General features: G+C 70.1%; 24 protein-coding genes. 8 read left to right on the top strand and 16 right to left on the bottom strand.

What is annotated here, in order from left to right:
- The first annotated feature begins 220 nt into the window (after positions 1–220).
- Entirely contained in the window at positions 221–709 is a 489-nt protein-coding gene (locus tag ABD932_RS23865) for a YajQ family cyclic di-GMP-binding protein (protein ID WP_115906502.1), read from the top strand.
- 99 nt (positions 710–808) lie between these two features.
- Here the strand turns inward: ABD932_RS23865 and ABD932_RS23860 are convergent, their stop codons facing one another.
- The gene (locus ABD932_RS23860; RefSeq protein WP_345015582.1) at positions 809–1,075 is read right to left on the bottom strand and encodes a GlsB/YeaQ/YmgE family stress response membrane protein; all 267 of its coding nucleotides are present in this window, start codon (positions 1,073–1,075) and stop codon (positions 809–811) included.
- A 213-nt stretch (positions 1,076–1,288) separates the two neighbouring features.
- On the opposite strand from ABD932_RS23860, the gene ABD932_RS23855 reads away from it, so the two are divergent.
- Positions 1,289–2,557, top strand: a complete 1,269-nt coding sequence (locus tag ABD932_RS23855; RefSeq protein ID WP_345015581.1) for an APC family permease — start codon at positions 1,289–1,291, stop codon at positions 2,555–2,557.
- Positions 2,558–2,829: 272 nt separating this feature from the next.
- Here the strand turns inward: ABD932_RS23855 and ABD932_RS23850 are convergent, their stop codons facing one another.
- From ABD932_RS23850 to ABD932_RS23790, 13 genes are all read right to left on the bottom strand, one after another.
- Positions 2,830–3,396: an SMI1/KNR4 family protein gene (locus tag ABD932_RS23850; RefSeq protein WP_345015580.1), complete on the bottom strand. Its 567-nt coding sequence runs from the start codon at positions 3,394–3,396 to the stop codon at positions 2,830–2,832.
- 97 nt (positions 3,397–3,493) lie between these two features.
- The gene (locus tag ABD932_RS23845) at positions 3,494–3,889 is read right to left on the bottom strand and encodes a YccF domain-containing protein (protein WP_345015579.1); all 396 of its coding nucleotides are present in this window, start codon (positions 3,887–3,889) and stop codon (positions 3,494–3,496) included.
- Positions 3,886–4,749, bottom strand: a complete 864-nt coding sequence (gene htpX, locus ABD932_RS23840; RefSeq protein ID WP_345015578.1) for a zinc metalloprotease HtpX — start codon at positions 4,747–4,749, stop codon at positions 3,886–3,888. Before htpX ends, ABD932_RS23845 begins: the two co-directional genes overlap by 4 nt.
- 228 nt (positions 4,750–4,977) lie before the next feature.
- Positions 4,978–6,501, bottom strand: coding sequence for an NADH-quinone oxidoreductase subunit N (locus ABD932_RS23835; RefSeq protein ID WP_345015577.1), 1,524 nt, complete (start codon positions 6,499–6,501; stop codon positions 4,978–4,980).
- The gene (locus ABD932_RS23830) at positions 6,498–8,072 is read right to left on the bottom strand and encodes a complex I subunit 4 family protein (protein ID WP_345015576.1); all 1,575 of its coding nucleotides are present in this window, start codon (positions 8,070–8,072) and stop codon (positions 6,498–6,500) included. The genes ABD932_RS23835 and ABD932_RS23830 overlap by 4 nt, the downstream gene beginning before the upstream one ends.
- A 6-nt stretch (positions 8,073–8,078) precedes the next feature.
- A complete protein-coding gene (locus ABD932_RS23825) occupies positions 8,079–10,073 on the bottom strand; it encodes an NADH-quinone oxidoreductase subunit 5 family protein (protein ID WP_345015575.1) in 1,995 nt (664 codons plus the stop codon).
- Entirely contained in the window at positions 10,070–10,459 is a 390-nt protein-coding gene (gene nuoK / locus ABD932_RS23820; protein WP_345015574.1) for an NADH-quinone oxidoreductase subunit NuoK, read from the bottom strand. Before nuoK ends, ABD932_RS23825 begins: the two co-directional genes overlap by 4 nt.
- The gene (locus ABD932_RS23815) at positions 10,459–11,079 is read right to left on the bottom strand and encodes an NADH-quinone oxidoreductase subunit J family protein (RefSeq protein ID WP_345015573.1); all 621 of its coding nucleotides are present in this window, start codon (positions 11,077–11,079) and stop codon (positions 10,459–10,461) included. The genes nuoK and ABD932_RS23815 overlap by 1 nt, the downstream gene beginning before the upstream one ends.
- Entirely contained in the window at positions 11,076–11,714 is a 639-nt protein-coding gene (locus ABD932_RS23810) for a NuoI/complex I 23 kDa subunit family protein (protein WP_345015572.1), read from the bottom strand. Before ABD932_RS23810 ends, ABD932_RS23815 begins: the two co-directional genes overlap by 4 nt.
- Positions 11,715–11,716: 2 nt before the next feature.
- Positions 11,717–12,685 (bottom strand): complex I subunit 1/NuoH family protein, encoded by a 969-nt coding sequence (locus ABD932_RS23805; protein ID WP_126394221.1) that lies wholly within the window; start codon positions 12,683–12,685, stop codon positions 11,717–11,719.
- Positions 12,682–14,277 carry an NADH-quinone oxidoreductase subunit C gene (locus ABD932_RS23800; RefSeq protein WP_345015571.1) on the bottom strand — a complete coding sequence of 532 codons (1,596 nt, stop codon included), beginning with the start codon at positions 14,275–14,277 and terminating at the stop codon, positions 12,682–12,684. The genes ABD932_RS23805 and ABD932_RS23800 overlap by 4 nt, the downstream gene beginning before the upstream one ends.
- Positions 14,274–15,026, bottom strand: coding sequence for an NADH-quinone oxidoreductase subunit B (locus ABD932_RS23795; protein ID WP_345015570.1), 753 nt, complete (start codon positions 15,024–15,026; stop codon positions 14,274–14,276). The genes ABD932_RS23800 and ABD932_RS23795 overlap by 4 nt, the downstream gene beginning before the upstream one ends.
- Entirely contained in the window at positions 15,017–15,439 is a 423-nt protein-coding gene (locus ABD932_RS23790; protein WP_345015569.1) for an NADH-quinone oxidoreductase subunit A, read from the bottom strand. Before ABD932_RS23790 ends, ABD932_RS23795 begins: the two co-directional genes overlap by 10 nt.
- 330 nt (positions 15,440–15,769) lie before the next feature.
- Between ABD932_RS23790 and ABD932_RS23785 the strand changes: the two genes are divergently transcribed.
- The 6 genes from ABD932_RS23785 to ABD932_RS23760 all read left to right on the top strand — a co-directional run bounded on the left by ABD932_RS23785 (position 15,770) and on the right by ABD932_RS23760 (position 23,426).
- Positions 15,770–16,978 carry a sensor histidine kinase gene (locus tag ABD932_RS23785; RefSeq protein WP_345015568.1) on the top strand — a complete coding sequence of 403 codons (1,209 nt, stop codon included), beginning with the start codon at positions 15,770–15,772 and terminating at the stop codon, positions 16,976–16,978.
- A gap of 202 nt (positions 16,979–17,180) precedes the next feature.
- A complete protein-coding gene (locus ABD932_RS23780; protein ID WP_345015567.1) occupies positions 17,181–18,545 on the top strand; it encodes a sensor histidine kinase in 1,365 nt (454 codons plus the stop codon).
- 306 nt (positions 18,546–18,851) lie between these two features.
- Entirely contained in the window at positions 18,852–19,550 is a 699-nt protein-coding gene (locus ABD932_RS23775; protein ID WP_345015566.1) for a LuxR C-terminal-related transcriptional regulator, read from the top strand.
- A 295-nt stretch (positions 19,551–19,845) separates the two neighbouring features.
- On the top strand, positions 19,846–21,774 hold the full coding sequence (locus tag ABD932_RS23770) for a 2-oxoacid:acceptor oxidoreductase subunit alpha (RefSeq protein ID WP_345015565.1): 1,929 nt from the start codon (positions 19,846–19,848) through the stop codon (positions 21,772–21,774).
- Positions 21,767–22,846, top strand: a complete 1,080-nt coding sequence (locus ABD932_RS23765) for a 2-oxoacid:ferredoxin oxidoreductase subunit beta (protein ID WP_345015564.1) — start codon at positions 21,767–21,769, stop codon at positions 22,844–22,846. Before ABD932_RS23770 ends, ABD932_RS23765 begins: the two co-directional genes overlap by 8 nt.
- A gap of 322 nt (positions 22,847–23,168) precedes the next feature.
- Entirely contained in the window at positions 23,169–23,426 is a 258-nt protein-coding gene (locus ABD932_RS23760) for a hypothetical protein (RefSeq protein WP_345015563.1), read from the top strand.
- A 31-nt stretch (positions 23,427–23,457) separates the two neighbouring features.
- On the opposite strand, the gene ABD932_RS23755 is transcribed toward ABD932_RS23760, so the two are convergent.
- The gene (locus ABD932_RS23755) at positions 23,458–24,015 is read right to left on the bottom strand and encodes a DUF6082 family protein (RefSeq protein ID WP_345015562.1); all 558 of its coding nucleotides are present in this window, start codon (positions 24,013–24,015) and stop codon (positions 23,458–23,460) included.
- A gap of 228 nt (positions 24,016–24,243) precedes the next feature.
- Positions 24,244–24,651: a winged helix-turn-helix transcriptional regulator gene (locus tag ABD932_RS23750; protein WP_345015561.1), complete on the bottom strand. Its 408-nt coding sequence runs from the start codon at positions 24,649–24,651 to the stop codon at positions 24,244–24,246.
- Between the last annotated feature and the right edge of the window lie 70 nt (positions 24,652–24,721).

Genomic DNA, 24,721 nt, shown 5'->3' with positions numbered 1-24,721 from the left:
TTGCTGCCTGTCGAACCGCTTTTCGGCGGTGCTCCCTGGCAACGACGTAAACAATACCCGATACGGAGGGGTGCTTCGCCACCCGATTGATCGCCTCCCGGAGGACGTGGGGTGGCTAGGCTGGTCCGGATGCGGCCCGGGCCTCCCCCGGGCTCGGCGGCCACCCCCACACCCGCCGATACGCACCCCACACGCACCCCGATACAAGGAGCCACAGGACATGGCCGACTCCAGTTTCGACATCGTCTCGAAGGTCGAGCGGCAGGAGGTCGACAACGCCCTCAACCAGGCCGCCAAGGAGATCTCGCAGCGCTACGACTTCAAGGGCGTGGGTGCCTCGATCTCGTGGTCCGGTGACAAGATCCTCATGGAGGCGAACTCCGAGGACCGGGTGAACGCTGTCCTCGACGTCTTCCAGTCCAAGCTGATCAAGCGCGGGATCTCGCTGAAGGCCTTGGACGCGGGCGAGCCCCAGCTCTCGGGCAAGGAGTACAAGATCTTCGCGTCGATCGAGGAGGGCATCTCCCAGGAGAACGCAAAGAAGGTGGCGAAGATCATTCGCGACGAGGGTCCGAAGGGCATCAAGGCCCAGGTCCAGGGCGACGAGCTGCGAGTCAGCTCGAAGAGCCGTGACGACCTGCAGGCCGTGATCGCCCTGCTGAAGGGCAAGGACTTCGACTTCGCGCTGCAGTTCGTGAACTACCGGTGAGCCACTGACTCACGGTCGCGGAAGTACGAGGAAGGGTGAGCACCTGTCGGTGCCCACCCTTCTCGCCTGCTGGCCGCGGTCCGGGGGTGTGCTGCTCGCTCAGTTGCGCGAGTGGCCGAACAGGAGGCGGTAGGCGATCAGGAGCACGAGTGAGCCGCCGATCGCGGCAGCCCAGGTGGTGCCGTCGTAGAAGTCCTTGGTGATCGGGTGGTCCAGCCAGCGGGCAGAGATCCAGCCACCGATGAAGGCGCCCGCGATGCCGATGATCGTCGTGCCGATGAAGCCGCCCGGGTCTCGGCCCGGCAGCAGGAACTTCGCGATGGCCCCGGCCAACAGCCCCAGGATGATCCAGCTGATGATGGTCATGACCTGAACCTGCCCTTCCGCGCTGTGCTTTCACTGTCCGACCTGTGTGATTTCCGTGCGGACAGGTTGTGCGTGGCGCGATCTGCGTGTGCGCTGCGCGCCGTGTGCCGCTCGGCGCTGAGTCCGGCTCGTGGCGCGCCCGTTCGTGCTCTGTTGAGGAAGAGGACGTCACTGCGGCATTCCTCGGTTGCACTGATCAGTAGGGTGCTGGCCATGACAGGCTCCAGTTCAGCTTCCGAGCTGCGGCGCACCCTGGGGGTCGGGGACGCCGTGGTCATCGGGCTCGGCTCGATGGTCGGGGCCGGAATCTTCGCCGCTCTGGCGCCCGCCGCGCGCGCGGCCGGATCCGGGCTGCTGCTCGGGCTCGCGGTCGCGGCCGTGGTCGCCTACTGCAACGCCACGTCCTCGGCTCGGCTGGCCGCCCTGTATCCGGCCTCGGGCGGCACCTATGTGTACGGCCGCGAGCGGCTCGGGGAGTTCTGGGGATATCTCGCAGGCTGGTCCTTCGTCGTCGGCAAAACGGCCTCCTGTGCGGCGATGGCGCTCACCGTGGGCGCGTACGTCTGGCCCGGGCAGGCGCACGCGGTCGCGGTCGCGGCCGTGGTGGCGCTGACCGCGGTGAACTACGGCGGTGTCCAGAAATCCGCCTGGCTGACGCGGGCGATCGTCGCGGTGGTCCTGGCCGTCCTGGCTTGTGTGGTGGTCGTGTGTCTGGGGTCCGCGGAGTCCGATGCCGGGCGCCTGGACGTCGGGGCGTCGGGCGGCGTGGGCGGGGTGCTGCAGGCGGCGGGACTGCTGTTCTTCGCGTTCGCCGGGTACGCGCGGATCGCGACCCTCGGTGAAGAGGTGCGGGACCCTGCACGCACCATCCCCCGGGCGATTCCACTGGCCCTGGGCATCGCGCTGGTGGTGTACGCGTGTGTGGCAGTGGCTGTCCTTTCCGTGCTGGGGTCGGGGGCTCTCGGGGACGCGAGCGCGCCGCTGGCCGACGCGGTCCGGGCGGCCGGGGTGCCGGGGCTGGCGCCCGTGGTGCGGGTGGGCGCGGCCGTCGCCGCGTTGGGCTCGCTGCTCGCCCTGATCCTGGGCGTTTCGCGGACGACGCTGGCCATGGCCCGCGACCGGCATCTGCCCGGCGCCCTGGCGGCCGTGCATCCGCGCTTCCAGGTGCCGCACCGGGCGGAGCTGGCCGTCGGTGCGGTGGTCGCGGTCCTGGCCGCCACGGTGGACGTACGGGGCGCGATCGGGTTCTCCTCCTTCGGTGTGCTGGCCTACTACGCGGTGGCCAACGCGTCGGCCTGGACTCTCGACTCGAAGCCGACCGCGCGGGTCGTGCCGGCGCTGGGGCTGCTCGGGTGCGTGGTGCTGGCGTTCTCCCTTCCGGGGCTGTCGGTCGTTGCCGGTGCGGGGGTACTGGCGGTGGGCGTGGTCGCGTACGGGGTGCGGCGGTGGGTGGTGGAGCGGTCGGGTGGGCTGGGGCAGTAGGCCGGCGTAGGGGCCGCCAATGCGGGTAGCGAGCATGGGTCGTCGGCGTGGGTCGCCGGTAACAGCTGATGGCCGCTGGTTGTGGGGGCTCCGCGTATGGCCGTGTGTCAGGGCCGAGACGTGGCAAGGCGGTACGGCGGGGTGGCTGCAGAGCGGCAGGGCGGCAGGCGCGCCGGACACCGCCCGCAGAACGCTGGTGCGATCAGCCCTCGGCAAGGAGGCGTCCGCTCAGCGCAGGCAGGTCCGGTCGGCAACCGACGGTTCATGAATCCTCAGGACGTCCCAGGCGCCGCCGTCCGTATGTGGAAGTCGGCCCAAGGGACCATCTCCAGTTCCTCGTTCATCTCCTCGTACCAGCCGGTGCCGTCGACCCAGGCGCGCAGCCAGTCCGTGAGGCTCGGGGCGTCCACGTACCAGGCCTCGTGGGCGTCGGCGGCGTTCGGTTCGAACAGCAGGACGGTGGCCTCAGGGCTTCGGCAGTCCACGCACGCGTACATCGCGCAGCCCCAGTGGGATATCGGCAGGATGCCTTCGGGCCAGGGCCAGTCGGGATCCTTGCGGGCACTCTCGCGGTTGGCGAGGTACTGCGTGACGGCGGCTGGCTCGCCGGCCGGAGGGCTGTCGAGCAGGGGCAAGAGGCCGTACTCCGGGCCGAATCCACCGTCTCCTATGCGCAGGTAGAGGTCGGCGAGCAGTGGGGGGAGGCGGAAGCCGAGGGCGGCCTCGGCACGGGCCAGGGTGGCCGCGTCCACGGGCTCGGGAAGTGAAGGCCAGCCCCACGGGCGGGTGTTGTGGGCCTTGTCCGCCACCCTCGTCAGCAACTGCTCGTTCTCGGTCATGCGTTCATGATGCAAGCCGCCACTGACAATCGGCCGGGCCTGTGGACAACCACCGGGTTGTGGAAAACCCGGTGGTCAACGCTCCGGTCCTGCAGATCTACCAGCGCGACGAGAACGGCTGGTCCGTCGACACGATTTCGCGGCCCAGCGGGAAGAGCGACACCGGGATCAGCTTGAAGTTGGCGATGCCGAACGGGATGCCGATGATCGTGATGCACAGCGCGAGGCCCGTGACGATGTGGCCGATGGCCAGCCACCAGCCCGCGAGGACCAGCCACAGGACGTTCCCTATGCAGGACGGCGCTCCGGCGTCGCGGCGCTCGACCGTGGTGTACCCGAAGGGCCACAGGGCGTAGATGCCGATACGGAAGGCCGCGATGCCGAACGGGATGCCGATGATGGTGATGCAGAGCAGGAGGCCCGCGAGCATGTAGCCGAGGAACAGCCAGAAGCCGCTCAGGACGAGCCAGATGACGTTGAGGATGGTCTTCACTGTGGGGGGCCTGCCATCTTTTCGAGCCGGGCGATACGGTCCGCCATCGGCGGGTGGGTTGAGAACATCTTGGAGAACCCCTGACCCGGACGGAAGGGGTTCGCGATCATCATGTGGCTGGCGGTCTCGATGCGGGGCTCGGGGGGCAGCGGGAGCTGCTTGGTGCCGAGTTCGAGCTTGCGCAGGGCGCTGGCGAGGGCGAGTGGGTCGCCGGTGAGCTGGACACCGGACGCGTCGGCCTCGTACTCCCTGGAGCGGCTGATGGCCAGCTGGATGAGCGTGGCGGCGAGCGGACCCAGGATCATGATCAGCAACATGCCGAGAAGGCCGGGGCCGTCGTCGTCGTCGGAGCGGCCGATCGGGATCAGCCAGGCGAAGTTGACCAGGAACATGATCACCGAGGCGAGGGCACCGGCGACCGATGAGATCAGGATGTCGCGGTTGTAGACATGGCTGAGTTCGTGGCCGATGACGCCGCGCAGTTCGCGCTCGTCGAGTATGCGCAGGATGCCTTCGGTGCAGCACACGGCGGCGTTGCGCGGGTTGCGGCCCGTCGCGAACGCGTTGGGCGCCTCCGTCGGGGAGATGTAGAGGCGGGGCATGGGCTGGCGGGCCTGGGTGGAGAGCTCACGGACCATGCGGTAGAGCCCCGGAGCCTCGAACTCGCTGACCGGGCGGGCACGCATCGCGCGTAGCGCCAGCTTGTCGCTGTTCCAGTACGCGTACGCGTTCGTGCCCAGCGCGATCAGGACCGCGATGACGAGCCCCATACGGCCGAAGAAGCTGCCGATGAGGATGATGATTGCGGACAGTCCCCCGAGGAGTACTGCGGTCCTGAGCCCGTTGTGCCGGCGGTGCACGGTACGCCCTCCAAGTGGTGCGGCAGGGGAACCCTTTGCTGGTCGTTCTGCGATGCCACTGGTGCCGTGGTGTCACGTCCAGTGGACCCTTCCGTACTGGTCAACGCCAGGCGAGGGCCACGGGTTCCCTGGTGCGGACGGCGGCGGGCGTGGGCCGTCCGGGTGAGGGCGCCGGCACGCGCGCGGGGGCGTGGGTGTGCCACGCGCGCGTGCGGGATGCGCCGGGGCTCAGAAGAGCCCGGTGTCGGCGAAGCGCAGGATCAGCTGAGGCGCTCCGGACAGGGCGACGGCGACGACGCCGGTGAGGGCCATCGTGGCCGTCACGGGAGCGGGGACGAGGTGCTTGACCGGCTCGCCCTCGGGGGCGCGGAACAGCAGGGCCGTCCACTGGAGGTAGTAGTACAGCGCGATCACGACGTTGACGGCCATGACCACGGCGAGCCAGCCGAGGCCCGCGTCGACGGCGGCGGAGAAGACGGTGACCTTGGCGAACAGGCCGACGATGCCCGGCGGGAGGCCTGCGAGGCAGAGCAGGAAGAAGGCCAGGATCAGGGCGGACAACGGGTTGCGCGCGTACAGGCCGCGGTAGTCGCTGACGCGGTTGAGGGGCTTCGTACGGCCGACGAGTGCGGCCACCGCGAAGGCGCCCAGGTTCACGGCGGCGTACATCAGGGCGTAGGCGACTGTGGAGCCGATGGACCGCTCGGCATCGTCGGAGTACGCGGCCGCGGCGATCGGCACCAGGAGGTAGCCGGCCTGGCCGACGGAGGACCAGGCGAGCAGGCGTACCGCGCTGTACGCGCGCGTGGCCTGCTGGCGCAGGGCGCCGACATTGCCGACGGTCATGGTGAGGGCGGCGAGTGCCGCGAGGGCGGGGCCCCAGACGTCGGCGTAGGACGGGAGGGCGACGACCGTGACGAGGATCAGGCCGGTGAAGCCGACCGCCTTGCCGACGACCGACAGGTAGGCGGCGACCGGCAGGGGCGCCCCTACGTAGGTGTCCGGCACCCAGAAGTGGAAGGGCACGGCGGCCGTCTTGAAGGCGAAGCCGACCAGGGTGAGGACGACGCCGGTCTGGGTGAGGACCTGGAGCTGCCCGTCGACGTTCTGGATCCGCTCGGCGATCTGGGTGAGGTAGAGGGTGCCCGTGGAGGCGTACACGAAGCTGATGCCCATGAGGCTGACCGCGGTCGCGGTGACCGAGGACAGGAAGAACTTCAGGGCCGCCTCGGAGGACTTGCGGTCGCCGTGGCGGAGGCCGACCAGCGCGAAGGCGGGGAGAGAGGCGACTTCCAGGGCGACGATGAGGGTCGCCAGGTCCCGGGAGGCGGGCAGGAGGGCGGCTCCGGCGGCGGAGGAGAGCAGCAGGAACCAGAACTCCCCTTCGGGGAGTCCCTTGTTCGCGTCCTTGAGGGCGGTGACCGACAGGAGGGCCGCGAGGAGGGCGCCGCCGAGGACCAGGAACTGGATGACGAGCGTGAAGCGGTCGGCCGTGTAGCTGCATACGCCGGGGTCGCCGGTGAGGCAGAAGGTGGAGCGGTCGCCGTCCAGGAGGGGCAGCAGCAGGAGCGCCGAGGCGGCCAGGCCGGCCACGGACGTCCAGCCGAGCAAGGTCTTTTTGTTCTCCGCGACGAACAGGTCGGCGACGAGGACCACGAGTGCGACGACCGCCGCGATGGTGGGCGGTGCGATGGCGAGCCAGTCGACGGACTGGACCAGCGACTCGGCCAGGGGCTGGGCCAGGGAGCTCATCGGGTGCCTCCTGCGAGGAGCTGCTGCACGGCCGGGTCGGTCAGGCCGAGGAGGGTCTTCGGCCAGAGTCCGGCGACGACGGTGAGGGCGACGAGCGGCGTCCAGGCCGCGTACTCGTACGTCTGGACGTCGGCGAGCTTCGGGGCGTCCTGCGGCACGGCGCCCATGCAGACGCGACGGACCACGACGAGCAGGTACGCGGCCGTGAGCAGGGTGCCGAAGGCGCCGATCGCCATGAAGGTGAGGAAGGCGGGGCGGCTGAGCTCGGCGGCGGGCTCGAACGCGCCGAACAGCGCGAGCATCTCGCCCCAGAACCCGGCGAGGCCCGGCAGCCCGAGGGAGGCGACCGCCGCGAAGGCGAGCAGGCCGCCGAAGCGCGGCGCCTTGCCGTACAGCGCGGCGCCGGTCTGCTCCGCGAGCGCGTCGAGGTCGGTCGTGCCCGTACGGTCCTTCAGCGCGCCGACCAGGAAGAAGAGCAGGCCGGTGATGAGGCCGTGGGCGATGTTGGCGAACAGGGCGCCGTTGACGCCGGTCGGGGTCATCGTGGCGATGCCGAGCAGGACGAAGCCCATGTGGCCGACGGAGGAGTAGGCGATGAGGCGCTTGAGGTCACCCTTTGCGCCGCGCTTGGCAAGGGCGAGGCAGGCCAGGGATCCGTAGATGATCCCGACGACGGCGAACGCTGCGAGGTACGGCGCGAAGTCGGCGAAGCCGTCGGGGGTGATCGGCAGGAGGATCCGGACGAACCCGTACGTTCCCATCTTCAGCAGCACGCCGGCCAGCAGGACCGAGCCGACGGTCGGCGCGGCGGTGTGGGCGTCGGGCAGCCAGCTGTGCAGCGGCCACATCGGCGTCTTGACCGCGAGCCCGATCCCGATCGACAAAACGGCGATGACCTGCACGGATGCGGTCAGCGACCGGCCGTTGTCAGTGGCGAGTGCCACCATGTCGAATGTGCCCGCCTTGATTCCGATCAGGAGCAGGCCGAGCAGCATGACCACGGAGCCGAGCAGTGTGAAGAGGATGAACTTCCAGGCTGCCGCGGCCCGGCCCTCGCCGCCCCAGCGGGCGATGAGGAAGTACATCGGGATCAGGACCATCTCGAAGGCGAGGAAGAAGAGCAGCAGGTCGAGGACGGCGAAGGTGGCGAGGGTGCCGGACTCCAGGACGAGCAGCAGTGCGACGAAGGCCTTCGGGGTCGGGCCCGCGGGCATCTTGAAGTACGAGTAGAGCGCGCAGAGGAAGGTCAGGAGCGCGGTCAGGACCAGAAGGGGGAGGGAGATGCCGTCGATGCCGAGGTGGATGCGCACGTCGAGTGCCGGGATCCAGCTGATGTCCGTGCTGGCCTGCATCTTCGACGGCTGGTCGTGGTCGAAGCCGAGCGCGAGGACGATCGCGGCGATGAGGACCACGCCGGTGACGGTGACGCCGTGCCGGAGCACGGCCTGCTCGGGGGACTTCCCCTTCAGCCCGGGCGGGGCGGGCAGGAGAGCGGCGGCCGCGCCGAGGAGCGGGCCGACGACGACGAACGCCAGAAGGAACTGCATCACGGACTCGTTGATATCGATCACGCCTGCTCACGCTCCCGTGGCGACGAGGACGGCGGCGACCGCGAGGACGACGGTGCCGGCGAGCAGCGCGCTCACATAGGTCTGCACATTGCCGGTCTGGGCCCGCCGGACGGCGATGCCGAGCCAGCGGGGTAGGGCGCCCGCGCCGCGTACGTAGGTGTCGACGACCTCGCGGTCGAGGAACCGGACGAGACTCGCGCCGCCCTGGACCGGGCGGACGAACAACGCCCGGTACACGGCGTCGAGGTGGAAGCCGACAGCGGCATGGCGGTGCAGCGGGCCGAGCAGCAGCCGGCCCGGGTCCGCCGGGTCGGGTGCGTAAGCCACTCCCCCGTACACGGGCGCGTGGCTGGCGATGGCCTCGGCCTCCACCTGGGCGGCGTCGCCCTCGGGGTGGGCCGCGACCGCACCCAGCGGGACGCGCGCCGCCACGGCCGTGGTGTGGCGCCAGGCCGCGTAGGTGACGATGCCGCCGACCAGGGCCACGCCCGTGCCGAGGACGGAGGTGGTGAGGGTCGGGGCGAGGTCGCGCCCGTCGAACCAGTCGGGGAGCACGCGGTAGGCGAGCGCGCCGACGGCGAGGGACGGGGCGGCGAGTACCCACAGCACCACGGTCATCGTCAGCGGCTGCCTGCCGTGGTCGGGGGCCTCGGCGCCCCGGCCGCGGAAGGCGAGCAGCCACAGGCGCATCGCGTAGGCGGCGGTGAGCAGGGCCGTGAGCAGACCGGCGACGAGGACGACCCAGCCCGCGGCGCCCGGGACGCGCTCGGCGTGACCTGTGGCGACGTGCTCGGCGGCGCCGAGGACGGACTCCTTGGAGAAGAAGCCGCTGAACGGCGGGATCGCGGCGAGCGCCAGGAGCGCCACGGTCATCGTCCAGTAGGCGTCGGGGACGCGGGCGCGCAGGTCCTTCATGCGGGACATCGCGGCCAGCGAGTTGGTGCCGGCGGCGTGGATGATCACGCCGGCCGCGAGGAACAGCAGCGCCTTGAAGGCGCCGTGGGAGAGGAGGTGGAAGACGGCGGCACCGCGGTCGGCGACGGCGAGGGCGCCGGTCATGTAGCCGAGCTGCCCGATCGTCGAGTAGGCGAGCACGCGCTTGATGTCGTCCTGGGCGAGCGCGGCGAGACCCGAGCCGATCATCGTCACCGCGGCCATGACGGCCAGGACGATCATCGCGGCCTGCGAGGCCTCGAAGACCGGGAGGAGACGGGCGACGAAGTAGACACCGGCGGCGACCATCGTCGCGGCGTGGATCAGCGCTGAGACGGGCGTCGGGCCCGCCATCGCGTCGGGGAGCCAGGTGTGCAGCGGGAACTGCGCCGACTTGCCCGCCACGCCCGCGAGAAGCAGCAGGGCGATCAGGGTCGGGTGGTCGAGTCCGCCGCTCGCGACGGTGCCGAGGACCTTCGTGATGCGGAAGGACCCGGCGTCCGTGGCCAGCGCGAACAGGCCGATGAGGAAGGGGACGTCACCGAGCTTGGTCACCAGGAAGGCCTTGATGGAGGCGGCGCGGGCCTCCGGGGTCTCCCAGTAGTGGCCGACCAGGAAGTACGAGCAGATGCCCATGATCTCCCAGCCGACCAGCAGCACCATCAGGTCGCCGGAGTAGACGACGAGCAGCATCGCGGAGGTGAAGAGGGAGACGAGCGCGGCGTACGAGGGGTAGCGCGGGTCCTCGCGGAGGTAGCCCGTCGAGTAGATCTGCACGCAGGTCGCGACGACGCCGACCAGGACGGCGACGAGGGCAGCGAAGCCGTCGATGTACAGCGCGAGCTCGATCGGGACCGAGCCGGTGGGCGTGAGCTCGGTGGCGGCGTTGATCGGCTGGTCGCCGCCTTGGCGCAGGGCGACCACCGCGGCGAGCAGGAGGGACGCGAGCGTCGGCAGGATCGCGAGTGGGCGGACGAAGCCGGGGGCCGTACGGCCCAGGAGCAGGCCGGCCGCGGCGCCCAGGAAGGGAAGGAGGGGGACGAGTACGGCGAGTGTGGTCGTGGTCACGCGGTGGCCTCAGCCTTCTCGGCCGGCGGGGCCGTGGAGGCGTCGCGGTCGGGGCCGTCGGTGTCGTGGCTCTCGGCGGTGTCGCGGAGCTTGTCGATGTCCGAGGTGCCGCGGTTGCGGTAGACGGCGAGGACGATCGCCAGGCCGATGCCGATCTCGGCGGCGGCGATGGTGATGGTGAACAGGGTCAGGGCCTGGCCGGAGTGCAGGGTTTCGGCTGCGGCCTTGCTGAGCCAGACGTCGAAGGCGACCAGGTTGAGATTGACGGCGTTGAGCATCAGCTCGACCGACATCAGGACCAGGATCGCGTTGCGGCGGGCGAGGACGCCGTACAGGCCGGTGCAGAAGAGGAGGGCGGAGAGTACGGCGGGATAGGCGAGGTGCATCAGCGCGGCTCCTTCTCGCTCGGGGCGCCGGGCTCGGTGGCGGTCGCCTTTGCCTGGCGGGACAGGACGATCGCGCCGACCAGGGCGGCGAGGAGGAGGACGGAGAGGCCTTCGAAGGGGAGGACCCAGTTCTGGAAGAGGCTCTCGCCGGTGGCCCTGGTGGAGCCGGCGGCGGGGCCGTCGAGGTCGATCCAGGTCGTGCGGAAGGCGTCGACGACCACCCAGATCAGAGTGGCCGCGGCGGCGACGGCCACGGTGAGGGCGGCCCAGCGGTTGCCGGAGTCGGCGTCCGGGGAGCGGCCGATGGGGGCCTTGGTGAGCATCAGACCGAAGAGAAGGAGGACGACTACGGAACCGACGTAGATGAGGACCTGCACCCAGGCGATGAACTCGGCGGTGAGCAGGAGGTACTCGACGGCGAGCCCGCCGAGGGTGACCACCAGCCACAGGGCGGCGTGCACCAGTTGCCGGGTGGTGACGGTGACCAGGGCGGCTCCGAAGGTGACCAGGCCGACGAGCAGGAAGGCGATCTCGACGCCGGTCGGCGAGAGGAAGCCGTGTGCTTCGGCTGCGCCGGTGGTCGTGGCGTGCGCTGTCGCGGCGGCTGCGGCGAGGGTCACGACTGCCCTCCCTGCGGATCCGCGGGGTCGGTCGGCTTCGTCGGCTCCACCGGTTCCACCGGCTCGGCCTGTGCGGCCTGTGCGGCTTGCGCGGCCGCCAGCTTCTCGGCGGTCTTGTGGGCGGCGGCGATCTCCTTGGGCTCCTCCGCGCCGGGGTCGAGGGCGGGCGGGGCCGGGACGGTCCACATCCACTCGCGGAGCTTGTCGCGTTCGTGGGTGAGGTCGCGGATGTCGGTCTCGGCGTACTCGAACTCCGGGGACCAGAACAGCGCGTCGAAAGGACAGACCTCGATGCAGATACCGCAGTACATGCACAGGGAGAAGTCGATGGCGAAGCGGTCGAGGACGTTGCGGCTGCGTTCGCGGCCGCCCGGAGTCGCCGCCGGGACCGTCTCCTTGTGGGAGTCGATGTAGATGCACCAGTCCGGGCACTCGCGAGCGCACAGCATGCAGACCGTGCAGTTCTCCTCGAACAGGCCGATCACACCGCGGGTGCGGGGCGGGAGGCCGGGCTGGGTGTCCGGGTACTGCGCGGTGACGGACTTCCTCGTCATCGTGCGGAGGGTGACGGCCAGGCCCTTGGCCAGGCCACTGCCAGGAATGCGGGACCGGGTGGGCGGGAGAGGCTCAGCCATGGTTACTGGATCACCACCTTGACGACGCCGGTGAGAGCGATCTGGGCGAGGGAGAGAGGGACGAGGAGGGTCCAGGAGAGCTTCTGGAGCTGGTCCTCGCGCAGGCGGGGGTAAGTGACGCGGAGCCAGATCACGATGAAGGCGAGGACGGCCGTCTTCAGCAGGGTCCAGACCCAGCCGAGGCCTTCGGCACCCCAGGGTCCGTGCCAGCCGCCCAGGAAGAGGACGGTGGTCAGACCGCACAGGACGACGATTCCGGCGTACTCGGCGAGGAGGAAGAGCGCGAAGCGGAGGCCGGTGTACTCGGTGTAGGCACCGAAGATGATCTCCGAGTCGGCGACGGGCATGTCGAAGGGCGGGCGTTGGAGTTCGGCCAGTCCGGCGACGAAGAAGACGATCGCGCCGACGATCTGCCAGGGCAGCCACCACCACTCGAAGGCGTCGACGATGCCGGGGAGGGAGACGGTGCCGGCCGCCATCGCCACGGACGCGGCGGTCAGCAGCATCGGAAGTTCGTAGGCGAGGAGCTGGGCTGCGGTGCGCAGGCCGCCGAGGAGGGAGAACTTGTTGGCCGAGGCCCAGCCGGCCATGAGTGAGCCGAGGACGCCTACGCCCATGACCGCCAGGACGAAGAAGATGCCCGCGTCGATGACCTCGCCGACGGCGCCCTCGCCCGGGCCGATCGGGATGGCGAGGAGGACGAGCAGGTACGGGAGGAGGGCCACGGCCGGGGCGAGCTGGAAGATACGGCGGTCCGCGCCCGCCGGGACGACGTCCTCCTTCTGCGCGAACTTCACGCCGTCGGCGACGAGCTGGGCCCAGCCGTGGAAGCCGCCGGCGTACATCGGGCCGAGGCGGCCCTGCATATGGGCCATCACCTTGTGCTCGGTCTGGCCGATGATCAAGGGGAACGTGAGGAAGACGACGAAGACGATCAGGAGTCGCAGGGTGACGTCGAGCGCGTCGTTCACTGCGGGCCTCCTGCGGGGTCGGTGGGGTTTGTGGGGGCGGTGGGGTCGGCGGAGGGCTTCGCGCCGGTCTCATGCACCGACTCGCCCTCGGCGTCAGGCTCAGGCTTGCCCTCGGTGTCCGGCTCCGGCTCAGCCTCGGTGTCCGGCTCAGGCTCGCGCTCGGCCCCTCGCTTGGGCTCCGGCTTGTCGAAGGCCGGGCGGGCGTGGTGCCACGGGGCGTCCGGGCTGCGGGGAGCCGTGGGGGGCTTCGGAGTGACCGTGGGGGTCGCGGGTGAGGTGGCTTCGTCGGCTGCATCTGCCGACGCCGCTTCGGATCCCGCCGTAGCGGACGCCGCTGGTTCGGATGCGGCCGTGTCGGACGCGGCCTGCTGGCTCGCCGATCCTTCCGAGGCGCTGCGCGATCGGCGGGGACCGGTCGGGGTGCTGCCCGCTCCAGGGCGCTGTGAGGCCGAGCCTTCGCTCACGCTGCGCGACCGGCGGGTCGGCGAGGCGCTGGGCGTGGTCGGTGAGGTGGTGCTGGGCACGGCCGTCCCCTGGCCATCCCCCGCTCCGTCCGCCTCCGCTGCCCCGGTCATCGGGGATGCCGGAGACGCCGGCGCCTCAGCGCGCTGGCTCGCCGAGCCCTCGCCGGCAGTGCGCGCCCGGCGCGGCGAGGCCTCCGTACCGGACGTGGGCGACGCCGTAGCGGACGTGTTCGACTCCGCGCCGGACGTGGTCTGCTCCGCACCGGACGTGGCCTGCTCCGCACCGGCACCCGCCCGAGACGCGCCCGTCTCCGTCGCGGGCTCGGTACCCGCAGCGGCGGTCTGGCTCGCCGATCCCTCGGCTGCCGTACGCGCACGCCGCACCGCACCCCCGGCCGATGCCCCGGCCGACGCCCCGGCCGCGGACTCCCCCGCCTGGCTCGCCGAACCCTCCGCCGCGGTACGGGTACGCCGTACCGGCCGCTCCCCCGCGGCCCGTGCCGGGCGCTCGCCGGCGGCTCGGGCCGCGCCCCTGGCCGGGCGGGCCGGGGCAGGGGGGAGTTGGCCCTTCAGGGGGCCCCATTCGTTCGGGTCGGGGACGCCGGGGGGCAGCATCTGGCGGCGCTTCGGGCCGCCGTGCTCGGACTCTCCGGGTTCCTTGGCGCCGGGCCAGGCCTTGGCCACGCGGGCCGCCAGCACGAAGTCCTTGCGGAGGGGGTGGCCCTCGAAGTTCTCCGGGAGGAGCAGGTGGTCCAGGGCAGGGTGGTCGGCGAACAGTACGCCGAACATCTCGTGCGTCTCGCGTTCGTGCCAGGCCGCGCCCGCGTAGACGCCGATGGCCGAGGGCAGCGTCGGCGACTCGTGCGGGACCGTCGTACGGAGCAGCAGGCGCCGTACCGGAGAGAGGGCGGCGATGTGGGCCGCGACGCGGAAGCCCGTGCCCGGTTCGTCGACCGCGCTCAGCCAGTCGAAGTAGGTGCAGCCCAGCTCGTCACGGGCCGTCCGCAACGCCGCGATCCAGGATGTCGGGGGTACGTCGACCGTCAGGACCTCGTACGACTCCTCGGCCGTGGCCTCCGGGCCGAAGAGGTCCTCGACGGGGGTGGGCAGCCAGCCGATCGTCGTCATCGGGCCGCCTCCCCCGTGCCGCCACCATGGCCACTGGTACCAGTCGCGTCACCAGCACCGAGACCACCATCGGCCCCGCCATTACCAGCGGCCTCGGCAGCACCACCACCGGCCCCGGCAGCGTCACCGGGCGCCCCAGGCCCCCGCACCAGCCCGCTCTGCAGAGCCGCCGTCGACGGGCGCCCCGCCCCGCGCGCGTACCGCTCCCCCAGCGACTCCCGCGCGATCTTCTCCTGGAGCTTCAGGATTCCCTGGAGCAGCGCCTCGGGGCGCGGCGGGCAGCCGGGGACGTACACGTCCACCGGGATGATCTGGTCGACGCCCTTGGTGACGGAGTAGGAGTCCCAGTACGGGCCGCCGCAGTTCGAGCAGGCCCCGAAGGAGATGACGTACTTCGGCTCGGGCATCTGTTCGTACAGACGCTTCACGGCCGGGGCCATCTTGTCCGTCACCGTGCCGGAGACGACCATCAGGTCGGCCTGGCGGGGGCCCGGGGCGAAGGGGATCACGCCGAGGCGGATGAAGTCGTGGCGGGCCATCGACGCGGCGATGAACTCGATCGCGCAGCAGGCGAGGCCGAAGTTGAAGACCCAGAGCGAATAGCGGCGGCCCCAGTTGAGGATCACCTTCATCGGCTCGGGCGCGAGGCGGGCCAGCGCGCCCAGCCGCTGCGGCTCCGGGAGCAGAACGGGCTCCGGCGAGTTCAGTTCCGCGCGCTCCGGCGAATTCACTTCTGGCGTCACGTCCATGCCAGGACGCCCTTCTTGTATGCGTAGAGCAGGCCCACGGCCAGGAAGCCGAGGAAGACGAACATCTCGACGAGCGTGGTCGCGCCGTAGCCGGGGTCGGCGAAGACCGTGGCCCAGGGGAAGAGGAAGATCGAGTCGATGGCGAAGATCACGTACAGGAAGGCGTACACGTAGTAGCGGACCTGGGTGTGGGCCCAGCCCTCCCCGACGGGGTCGACGCCGCACTCGTACGTCAGGAGCTTCTCGGGCGTGGGGACCACGGGGCGCAGCAGTCGGCCCGCCCCGAAGGCGACGGCGACGAACAGCACGCCGACGACGGCTAGCAGTCCGACGACCGAGTAGGACTGGAAGTAGTCCGCCGAGACGACGACGTAGTGCACATCCGCCGCGACGACGACGGTCTGTTCCGACACGTCCGCCCCTCGCTCCCTGACCTCGTGACCGATGCCCCAGGAAACAGGCCCTGGGACCAGTGTCCTGCGATATGTGATCGCGTGAACACCGCTGTTCCCGAAGACACCGCTGTTTCCGATGAACATCGCTGTTCGACGATCTGTACGCACGGGAGTCTAGGCCCTGCTAAAGACACCGTAAGCGGCCCGTCACGCGTTGAGATCTCGTCGAGATGCGGCGGCGGGCGCAGGCCGGCTGTCCGGTCGGGTCGCGAGGGTGGGGATTTCCCCCGGAGATCGCGGCGGTCCGCCTCATGGCGCGGCGGCTCACCGCGCGGCACGCTAGCCCATATGACCGAACGCCTCAGCCCGTCGCGGGACGCCGTCGCGCGGCCCGACAGCGACCAGCCACCGCTGCCACCCGCCCGTTTCGCCTACGACCGCACCACCTGGAAGGAGATCGCGCACCTCCTGGCGAACCTTCCGGTGTCGGTGTTCGGCTTCGTCTACGTCGCGACGGTGTTGTTCACCGGTGCCTTGATGACTCTGACGGTGATCGGGTTCCCGCTGCTCGCGGCCGGCCTGATGGGCGCGCGGCAGTTGGGCAAGCTGGAGCGGGCACGCGCGCGTGCGCTGCTCGGGGTGCGGGTGGACGAGCCGAGTCCGCTGCCGTTGCGCGGCGGCCGGAACGGCTTCTTCCCGCAACTGTGGCTGGCGCTGAAGGACCCGGTGGGCTGGCGGACGATCCTGTACGACTTCATCCGGCTGCCCTGGGGCATCCTCACCTTCACCATCACGCTGACCTCGCTGTTCGTGCTGTGGCCGGTGCTGCCGTTCATCGCGCGGGGCCTGGCGAACGCGGACCGGGCGATGGTGCGCGGCCTGCTGTCGCCCTCCGACGAGCTGGAGCGCCGTATCGCCGAACTGGAGTCTGACCGGGGGGTCGTGGTGGACACGGCGGCCGCGGATCTGCGCCGTATCGAGCGCGACCTGCACGACGGCGCCCAGGCCCGCCTCGTCAACCTCGCCATGGGGCTGGGCCTGGCCAAGGAGAAGCTTCTGGAGGACCCCGACTTCGCGGCCGCGATGGTCGAGGAGGCGCACGGCGAGGTGAAGCTCGCACTGCAGGAACTGCGCGATCTGGCGCGCGGCATCCATCCGGCAGTCCTGACAGACCGCGGCCTGGACGCCGCTCTGTCGGCGGTCGCCTCGCGCTGCACGGTGCCGGTGAAGGTGACCGCCGACCTGCTGTCCAGGCCGGCCGCGGCCATCGAGGGCATCGCCTACTTCACCGTCTCCGAGCTGCTGCAGAACGTCAGCAAGCACAGCGCGGCGAAGTCGGCCTCGGTCGATGTGTGGCGGTCGGCCGACCGGCTGCTCATCCAGGTGTGGGACGACGGGCGCGGAGGCGCGCGCCTCGACGGCGGTACGGGGATGCGCGGGCTCGCCGACCGGCTGGACGCCGTGGACGGCCTCTTCGTCATCGAGTCACCGCAGGGCGGTCCTACGACGGTGACGGCGGAGCTGCCCTGGCGGGACCGCGTGCCCGGGGAGGGGTAGCGGCGTGGGGATCCCAGGCAGGGGCAGCGGCCAGGGGATCCCGGGCGGGGTCGGCCGGGTCGGCGGCCGCCAGGGGTAGGGAAAACCCCCCGTTCAAGACGCCGACGGCCTCCATGTTCCGCGGACCTTCGGTCCAGCAGGGTGGAGATACGACGGCACAGCCCCGGCGGGGCTGACGGGACGAGGAGAACGGACGACGCCGATGGCCACGGAGTACGGACAGGGTTACGGGCACGGGCTCGGTCTCCCCGAGCGCGGCCTCCCCGAGCACGGTGACGAGCGACGGCACCGGCTGCCGGCCGGGCTGCGGGCGCCGTTCGAGGCGCGCAGCTGGCGCGAGTTCGGGTACGTGCTGCTGAGCCTGCCGATCAGCATCGTGCTGTTCGTGTACGCCATCACGATGGTGTCGCTGGGCGCGGGCCTGCTGGTGACGTTCCTGGGGATCCCGGTGCTGGCGGGGGGCCTGGCCGGCTGCCGTGCCTTCGGTGCGCTGGAGCGGGCACGCGCGCGTGCGCTGCTGGACCTGGAGGTGGCCGACCCGGAGCCGCTGCGGATGCGGCGGCACGGCTTCATGGCGTGGATGGGCGCCGTACTGAAGAGCGGGACGTCGTGGCGGACCCTGCTGTACGCGGTGCTGCACTTCCCGTGGGCGGTGTTCTCCTTCGTCGTCGCCCTGAACGTCTGGGCTTACGGCTGGGCGCTGCTGACGTATCCGCTGTGGTTCTGGGTGTTCCCGGTGTGGGCGGGCCAGGACGGCCTTCAGCTGTACGGCGACGAGACGCACAGCATCTACCTCGACAACCCCTTCGAGATCGCGGTGACCGCGCTGGTGGGCCTGTTGTTCACCCTGGCGACCCCGTGGATCGTCCGGTCGCTGACGACGGTCGACCGGGTGCTGGTGCACGGTCTGCTCGGGCCGACGCGGCTGGCCACGCGCGTGGTGGAGCTGGAGTCCGACCGTGGTGTCGTGGTCGATACGGCCGCCGCCGACCTGCGGCGCATCGAACGCGACCTGCACGACGGCGCGCAGGCCCGTCTGGTGGCCCTGGCCATGGAGCTGGGCCTCGCGAAGGAGAAGCTCACGAAGGACCCGCAGGCCGCGGCCCGGATGGTCGACGAGGCGCACGGCGAGGTCAAGACGGCGCTGCAGGAACTGCGTGACCTGGCCCGCGGGATCCATCCGGCGGTGCTGACGGACCGGGGGCTGGACGCCGCGTTGTCGGCGGTGGCCTCGCGGTGCACGGTGCCGGTGGAGGTGGAGGTCGACCTGGCGGAGCGGCCGGTTCCGGCGATCGAGGGGATCGCGTACTTCACGGTGTCGGAACTGCTCCAGAACATCAGCAAGCACTCCCGGGCAACCTGGGCGGCCGTGGATGTGTGGCGGGTGGAGAACAGGCTGATGCTGCAGGTCGTGGACAACGGGGTCGGTGGCGCCGATGTCTCCGGGGGCTCGGGGCTCGCCGGACTGGCGGAGCGGTTGGACGCGGTGGACGGGATATTGGTGGTGGATTCGCCGGTCGGGGGGCCTACCCGGATCACTGCGGAGCTTCCGTGGCGGACTGTGTAGGGGCCGGTTGGCCCGAGGCAAGGACCGGCTGGTTCGGCGCGAGGACCGGCTGGCTCGACGCAAGGAACGTGTAGTTCGACGAATGCCAGGGCCTGGATGCGGATCTCGTCCACATCCAGGCCATCGTCACGCCCTCCACAACCCACTGCCATCTCACTCCCCGGTCACGCGCCCCCGAAGACGCCCCCTCCGCGCACACCCGATCCGAACTGGGGCGGACGGGTTATCCACAGGCCCGGTGCGGAAGAGCCGATCGCGGGATACTGAGGTCGCGAGGGACGACAGGGCCGGGGGACGCTCGGCCGAATGCCAAGGCTCGGGGGGCCGAGGATCGTGGAGGACAGGGTGCGGGTGGTCATCGCCGAGGACTCGGTGCTGCTCAGGGAGGGGCTGACCCGGCTGTTGACCGACCGTGGGCACGACGTCGTGGCGGGGGTGGGAGACGGCGACGCGCTGATCAAGACCATCACGGAGCTGGACGGGCAGGGAGAGCTGCCGGACGTGGTGGTCGCGGATGTGCGGATGCCGCCGACGCATACCGACGAAGGGGTGCGGGCGGCCGTACAGCTGCGCAAGGCGCACCCGGGACTCGGGGTGCTCGTGCTGTCGCAGTACGTGGAGGAGCGGTACGCCACGGAACTGCTGGCGGGTTCCAGCCGTGGCGTGGGCTATCTGCTCAAGGACCGGGTCGCCGAGGTTCGTGAGTTCGTGGACGCCGTCGTGCGGGTGGCCCAGGGGGGTACGGCCCTGGACCCGGAGGTCGTCGCCCAGCTGCTGGGGCGCAGCCGCAAGCAGGACGTGCTCGCGGGGCTCACCCCGCGGGAGCGGGAGGTCCTGGGGCTGATGGCCGAGGGGCGGACCAACTCCGCGATCGCCCGGCAGCTGGTGGTGAGCGACGGGGCCGTCGAGAAGCACGTCAGCAACATCTTTCTCAAGCTCGGGCTGTCCCAGAGCGACGGGGATCACCGCCGTGTTCTCGCGGTGCTCACCTACCTGAACTCCTGACGGTCCGACGCCGTGTCAGTCAAATGGGTGACCGGTCGCACGGCACCCGTCGAGCAGGCTCGAAACCCGCCGAGCGGACAGGAACACGGCAACCGAACCGAAAACAAGGAGCGTCTTCAGAAGAAGCGCCGGGGGGCGTGTAAACCATGACAAGTCAGGGTGGCGAACCGTCTCAAATCCATGTCCGTCATGCGAATGCCCCAGGGAGGGCGACCTTTGCGGACGTAGGGTTGATCCTGGGAAGGCTTGCGGGAAGGCCATGCCCAGACAGCCGCCTCGAAGGAGGTCCAGTTCAGTGACCAGCCAGGTCAGTAGCCCAGCGGAGCAGGCCGACGAAGCCGTCGTGGGAGAGCAGCGCAAACCGGCAGGGACGAAGGACGTCCGCCGGCTGGACCGGGTGATCATTCGTTTCGCGGGGGACTCGGGCGACGGTATGCAGCTCACCGGCGACCGCTTCACCTCGGAAACGGCGTCGTTCGGCAACGACCTGTCGACGCTGCCGAACTTCCCGGCCGAGATTCGCGCCCCCGCCGGCACGCTGCCGGGCGTGTCCTCCTTCCAGCTGCACTTCGCCGACCACGACATCCTGACCCCGGGCGACGCGCCGAACGTGCTGGTCGCGATGAACCCGGCGGCTCTGAAGGCGAACATCGGCGATCTGCCGCGCGGGGCGGAGATCATCGTCAACACGGACGAGTTCACCAAGCGGGCGATGCAGAAGGTGGGCTACGACAGCAGCCCTCTGGACGACGGTTCGCTCGACGGTTACAGCCTCCATCCGGTGCCGCTGACGACGTTGACCGTCGAGGCGCTGAAGGAGTTCGATCTCACGCGCAAGGAGGCCGAGCGCAGCAAGAACATGTTCGCGCTGGGCCTGCTGAGCTGGATGTACCACCGCCCCACCGAGGGCACCGAGAGATTCCTGAAGTCGAAGTTCGCCAAGAAGCCCGACATCGCGGCCGCCAACATCGCCGCCTTCCGCGCGGGCTGGAACTTCGGCGAGACGACCGAGGACTTCGCCGTCTCCTACGAGATCGCCCCGGCCACCACGGCCTTCCCGGTCGGCACCTACCGGAACATCTCCGGGAACCTCGCCCTGTCCTACGGGCTGGTCGCCGCGTCCCAGCAGGCGGACCTGCCGCTGTTCCTGGGCTCGTACCCGATCACGCCGGCCTCGGACATCCTGCACGAGCTGAGCAAGCACAAGAACTTCGGCGTACGGACCTTCCAGGCCGAGGACGAGATCGCCGGCATCGGCGCGGCGCTCGGCGCGGCCTTCGGCGGCTCGCTCGCAGTGACCACGACTTCCGGTCCGGGCGTGGCCCTGAAGTCCGAGACCATCGGTCTCGCGGTGTCGCTGGAGCTGCCCCTGCTGGTGATCGACATCCAGCGCGGCGGGCCCTCGACCGGTCTGCCGACCAAGACCGAGCAGGCGGACCTGCTGCAGGCGATGTTCGGCCGCAACGGCGAGGCGCCGGTGCCGATCATCGCCCCGTGCACCCCTGCCGACTGCTTCGACGCGGCCCTGGAGGCGGCGCGGATCGCGCTGACCTACCGGACACCGGTGATGCTCCTCTCCGACGGCTACCTGGCCAACGGCTCGGAGCCCTGGCGCATCCCGGAGCTGGACCAGCTGCCGGATCTGACCGTGCAGTTCGCGCAGGGGCCGAACCACACCCTTGAGGACGGCACCGAGGTCTTCTGGCCGTACAAGCGCGACCCGCAGACCCTCGCCCGGCCGTGGGCGATCCCGGGCACCCCGGGCCTGGAGCACCGGATCGGCGGCATCGAGAAGGAGGACGGCACGGGCAACATCTCGTACGCCCCGGCCAACCACGACTTCATGGTCCGCACCCGGCAGGCCAAGATCGACGGCATCGAGGTGCCCGACCTCGAGGTCGACGACCCGCACGAGGCGAAGACGCTGGTGCTGGGCTGGGGGTCGACGTACGGCCCGATCACCGCGGCCGTCCGCCGCCTGCGCAACGCCGGCGAGTCGATCGCGCAGGCGCATCTGCGCCACCTGAACCCGTTCCCGCGCAACCTGGGCGTGGTACTCGGGCGCTACGAGAAGGTGGTGATCCCCGAGATGAACCTCGGCCAGCTCGCCACCCTGGTCCGGGCGAAGTACCTGGTGGACGCCCACTCGTACAACCAGGTCAACGGCATGCCGTTCAAGGCGGAACAGCTCGCCAAGGCTCTCAAGGAGGCCATCGATGCCTGAGACGTCCGCGGAAGGCACGGGCACGATCGAGGCGCTCTCGCTCGTCCCCAAGGCCGAGGCCCGCCAGTCCATGAAGGACTTCAAGTCCGATCAGGAAGTGCGCTGGTGCCCCGGCTGCGGTGACTACGCGATCCTGGCCGCGGTCCAGGGCTTCATGCCGGAGCTGGGCCTGGCCAAGGAGAACATCGTCTTCGTCTCCGGCATCGGCTGTTCGTCCCGCTTCCCGTACTACATGAACACGTACGGCATGCACTCCATCCACGGCCGCGCCCCCGCGATCGCGACGGGCCTGGCCACGTCGCGCCGGGACCTGTCGGTATGGGTGGTCACGGGCGACGGCGACGCGCTGTCGATCGGCGGCAACCACCTGATCCACGCACTGCGCCGCAACGTCAACCTCAAGATCCTGCTGTTCAACAACCGGATCTACGGCCTGACGAAGGGCCAGTACTCCCCGACCTCAGAGGTCGGCAAGATCACCAAGTCGACGCCGATGGGCTCGCTGGACGCGCCCTTCAACCCGGTGTCCCTCGCGATCGGCGCGGAGGCGTCCTTCGTGGCGCGCACGGTGGACTCCGACCGCAAGCACCTCACCCAGGTCCTGCGCGAGGCATCCGCCCACAAGGGCACGGCGCTGATCGAGATCTACCAGAACTGCAACATCTTCAACGACGGCGCCTTCGAGGTCCTCAAGGACAAGCAGCAGGCGGAGGAGGCGGTGATCCGCCTCGAACACGGGCAGCCGATCCGCTTCGGCACGGACGGCTCGCGCGGCGTATTGCGGGACGCACAGACGGGTGACCTGAAGGTCGTCACGGTGACCCCGGAGAACGAGTCGCAGATCCTGATCCACGACGCCCACTCGGACTCCCCCACCACGGCCTTCGCCCTGTCCCGCCTGGCCGACCCGGACACCCTGCACCACACGCCGATCGGCGTCTTCCGGTCCGTGGAACGGCCCGTCTACGACACCCAGATGTCCGACCAGTTGGACTTGGCGATCGAGCAGAACGGCAAGGGGGATCTGGCCGCGCTGCTGGCGGGTGGGGACACCTGGACGGTCGTCGGCTGACGGGAGGCTGACCGACGTGTGAGGGCCCGGGTGCGCGGTGCGGCGCCCGGGCCCTCGTCACTCGGGCGCCGTCGCCGACTCGGGTCCGACGACCCACCACTCCTGCGTCCATGCCGAGCCACCCCGTCTCCCAGCGTGCCCGACTGCGCAAGTCAGCGTGGGAGGCGGAAAGGGGGCGCACGGATGCGTGGTCAATGGAAGATCTTCGGCGCCCTTCAAATAGAGGCAATTCGTCGGCGCGGGAGTCTGGTGTTGGCGGGCCGGCAAGGTCAAGATCGTTCCCTACTGTCTCCACTGTCTCCGGTTGTAGAAGAGGCTCCGAGTGCCCCTCGAATTCCCTGCTGTCACCGTGGTCCGTCGTATCGGGGATCCACCCAAGCTGAGGGGCAGCCATACCTCGGAGAGCTGTCCGGACGTCTTCGAGCTGAGCGACGGCAGCTTTGCCGTCATCGGCACCGAGGCCACGGCCGCGCTGGAGCCCCTCCTGCCTGCCGACGCGGCGTGTGCCGACTACGAACGTATCGTCGTGGTCAGTCGCGAGACCCTCATCCGTGCCAAGCGGGACATCCCCGACGCCTGACCGATGCCGCGTCAGCCCCTCGGGACGGCAGTCATCCAGCGGTGGGCGGTCCCACGATCCACCACTCGTCCGGATCGTCGGCCAGTTCCTCCATCATGACGTCGACGGCCGCACCGACCCGTGCTTCGACCGACGCGTCCGGGATGCTCCGGCGGTGTTCGGCCGTACGGTCCCAGTACTCGGCGAAGATGGCGTTGCGGCACAGAATGCGCAGGTGCCCGATGAGTTCATCCCAGTCGAGCCCACCTACGCGATGGGCGAGCAGGAGCGAGCCGTACTCACGGTTCGCGAAGAGCAGCTGGCGTCGCTTCACTTCGGAGAGTCCGGTCAGCGTGCTCGAAGCATCGGCCAGTGAAGGGTCGTCGATCGTTCGATCCATCTGGTCCACGGTGATCCGGTACTGCTGAATCAGGTTCGCCCGATGAATCTCCTCGGTCATCAGCGTGAGCTGCCGGAGCAGGTCCAGCAGGATCTCCTCCTGTCGCCGGCGGCGGGTGCCACGGGCGAAGAAGGCACGCATCAGGCCGAATCCCGCCGCTATCGCAGAGCCGATCCTGCTGGCCCGCGCGGCCGGAATCTGTGTGGCCATGTCAAGTAATCCCCCTGGATCCGGTGGCCGCGCACCGAAGGGCGGATCGTGGGCGGGTGCGCGGTGGGCGTTGCACTCCGCACCCAGCGTGCCCGGCGGCTCATGGCGCCGTGGGAGGCGGAGAGGGGGCGCATGGAAGGACGTGTCTCGCATGTCGACCAACGCCCTGACATATGTGTGCCCCCAGGCGCCGTCGACATACCTGCGGACAGGACCCGGAACCCGGCGTCATCCCTGCTCAGAGCCGCCCCTTCGCGCGTCGTACACCTCCCGCGCCTTCTGCACCTCCGCCATCCGCTCCTGGGTCCACAGCGCCAGCCCGCGCACCTGTTCCGCCGCCTCGCGGCCCAGGTCGGTCAGGGAGTAGTCGACCCTCGGCGGGATCACCGGCTTGGCGTCGCGGTGGACCAGGCCGTCGCGCTCCAGGGTCTGGAGGGTCTGGGTCAGCATCTTCTCGCTGACCCGTCCGATCGCCCGGCGCAGTTCGCTGAAGCGGTAGGAGCGTTCACGGAGCTCGATCAGCACGAGGACGCCCCAGCGGCTGGTGAGGTGTTCCAGGACCAGGCGGTAGGGGCACATCGCCTCGCCGTGGTCGTACTTGTTCGTCGTTGCGCCTGCCACGGTACTTACGGCCATGCCAGTACCTTACTTCAAAGTGGGTACTTTCGTTCAGTTAGCGCACCTCCTAGGGTTAGTGCCAACGCAT

This window comes from Streptomyces shaanxiensis, from assembly GCF_039537145.1.
Classification (GTDB): domain Bacteria; phylum Actinomycetota; class Actinomycetes; order Streptomycetales; family Streptomycetaceae; genus Streptomyces; species Streptomyces shaanxiensis.
Note: the sequence above shows the minus strand (reverse complement) of the source record. Positions and strands in the feature narration are given on the sequence as shown.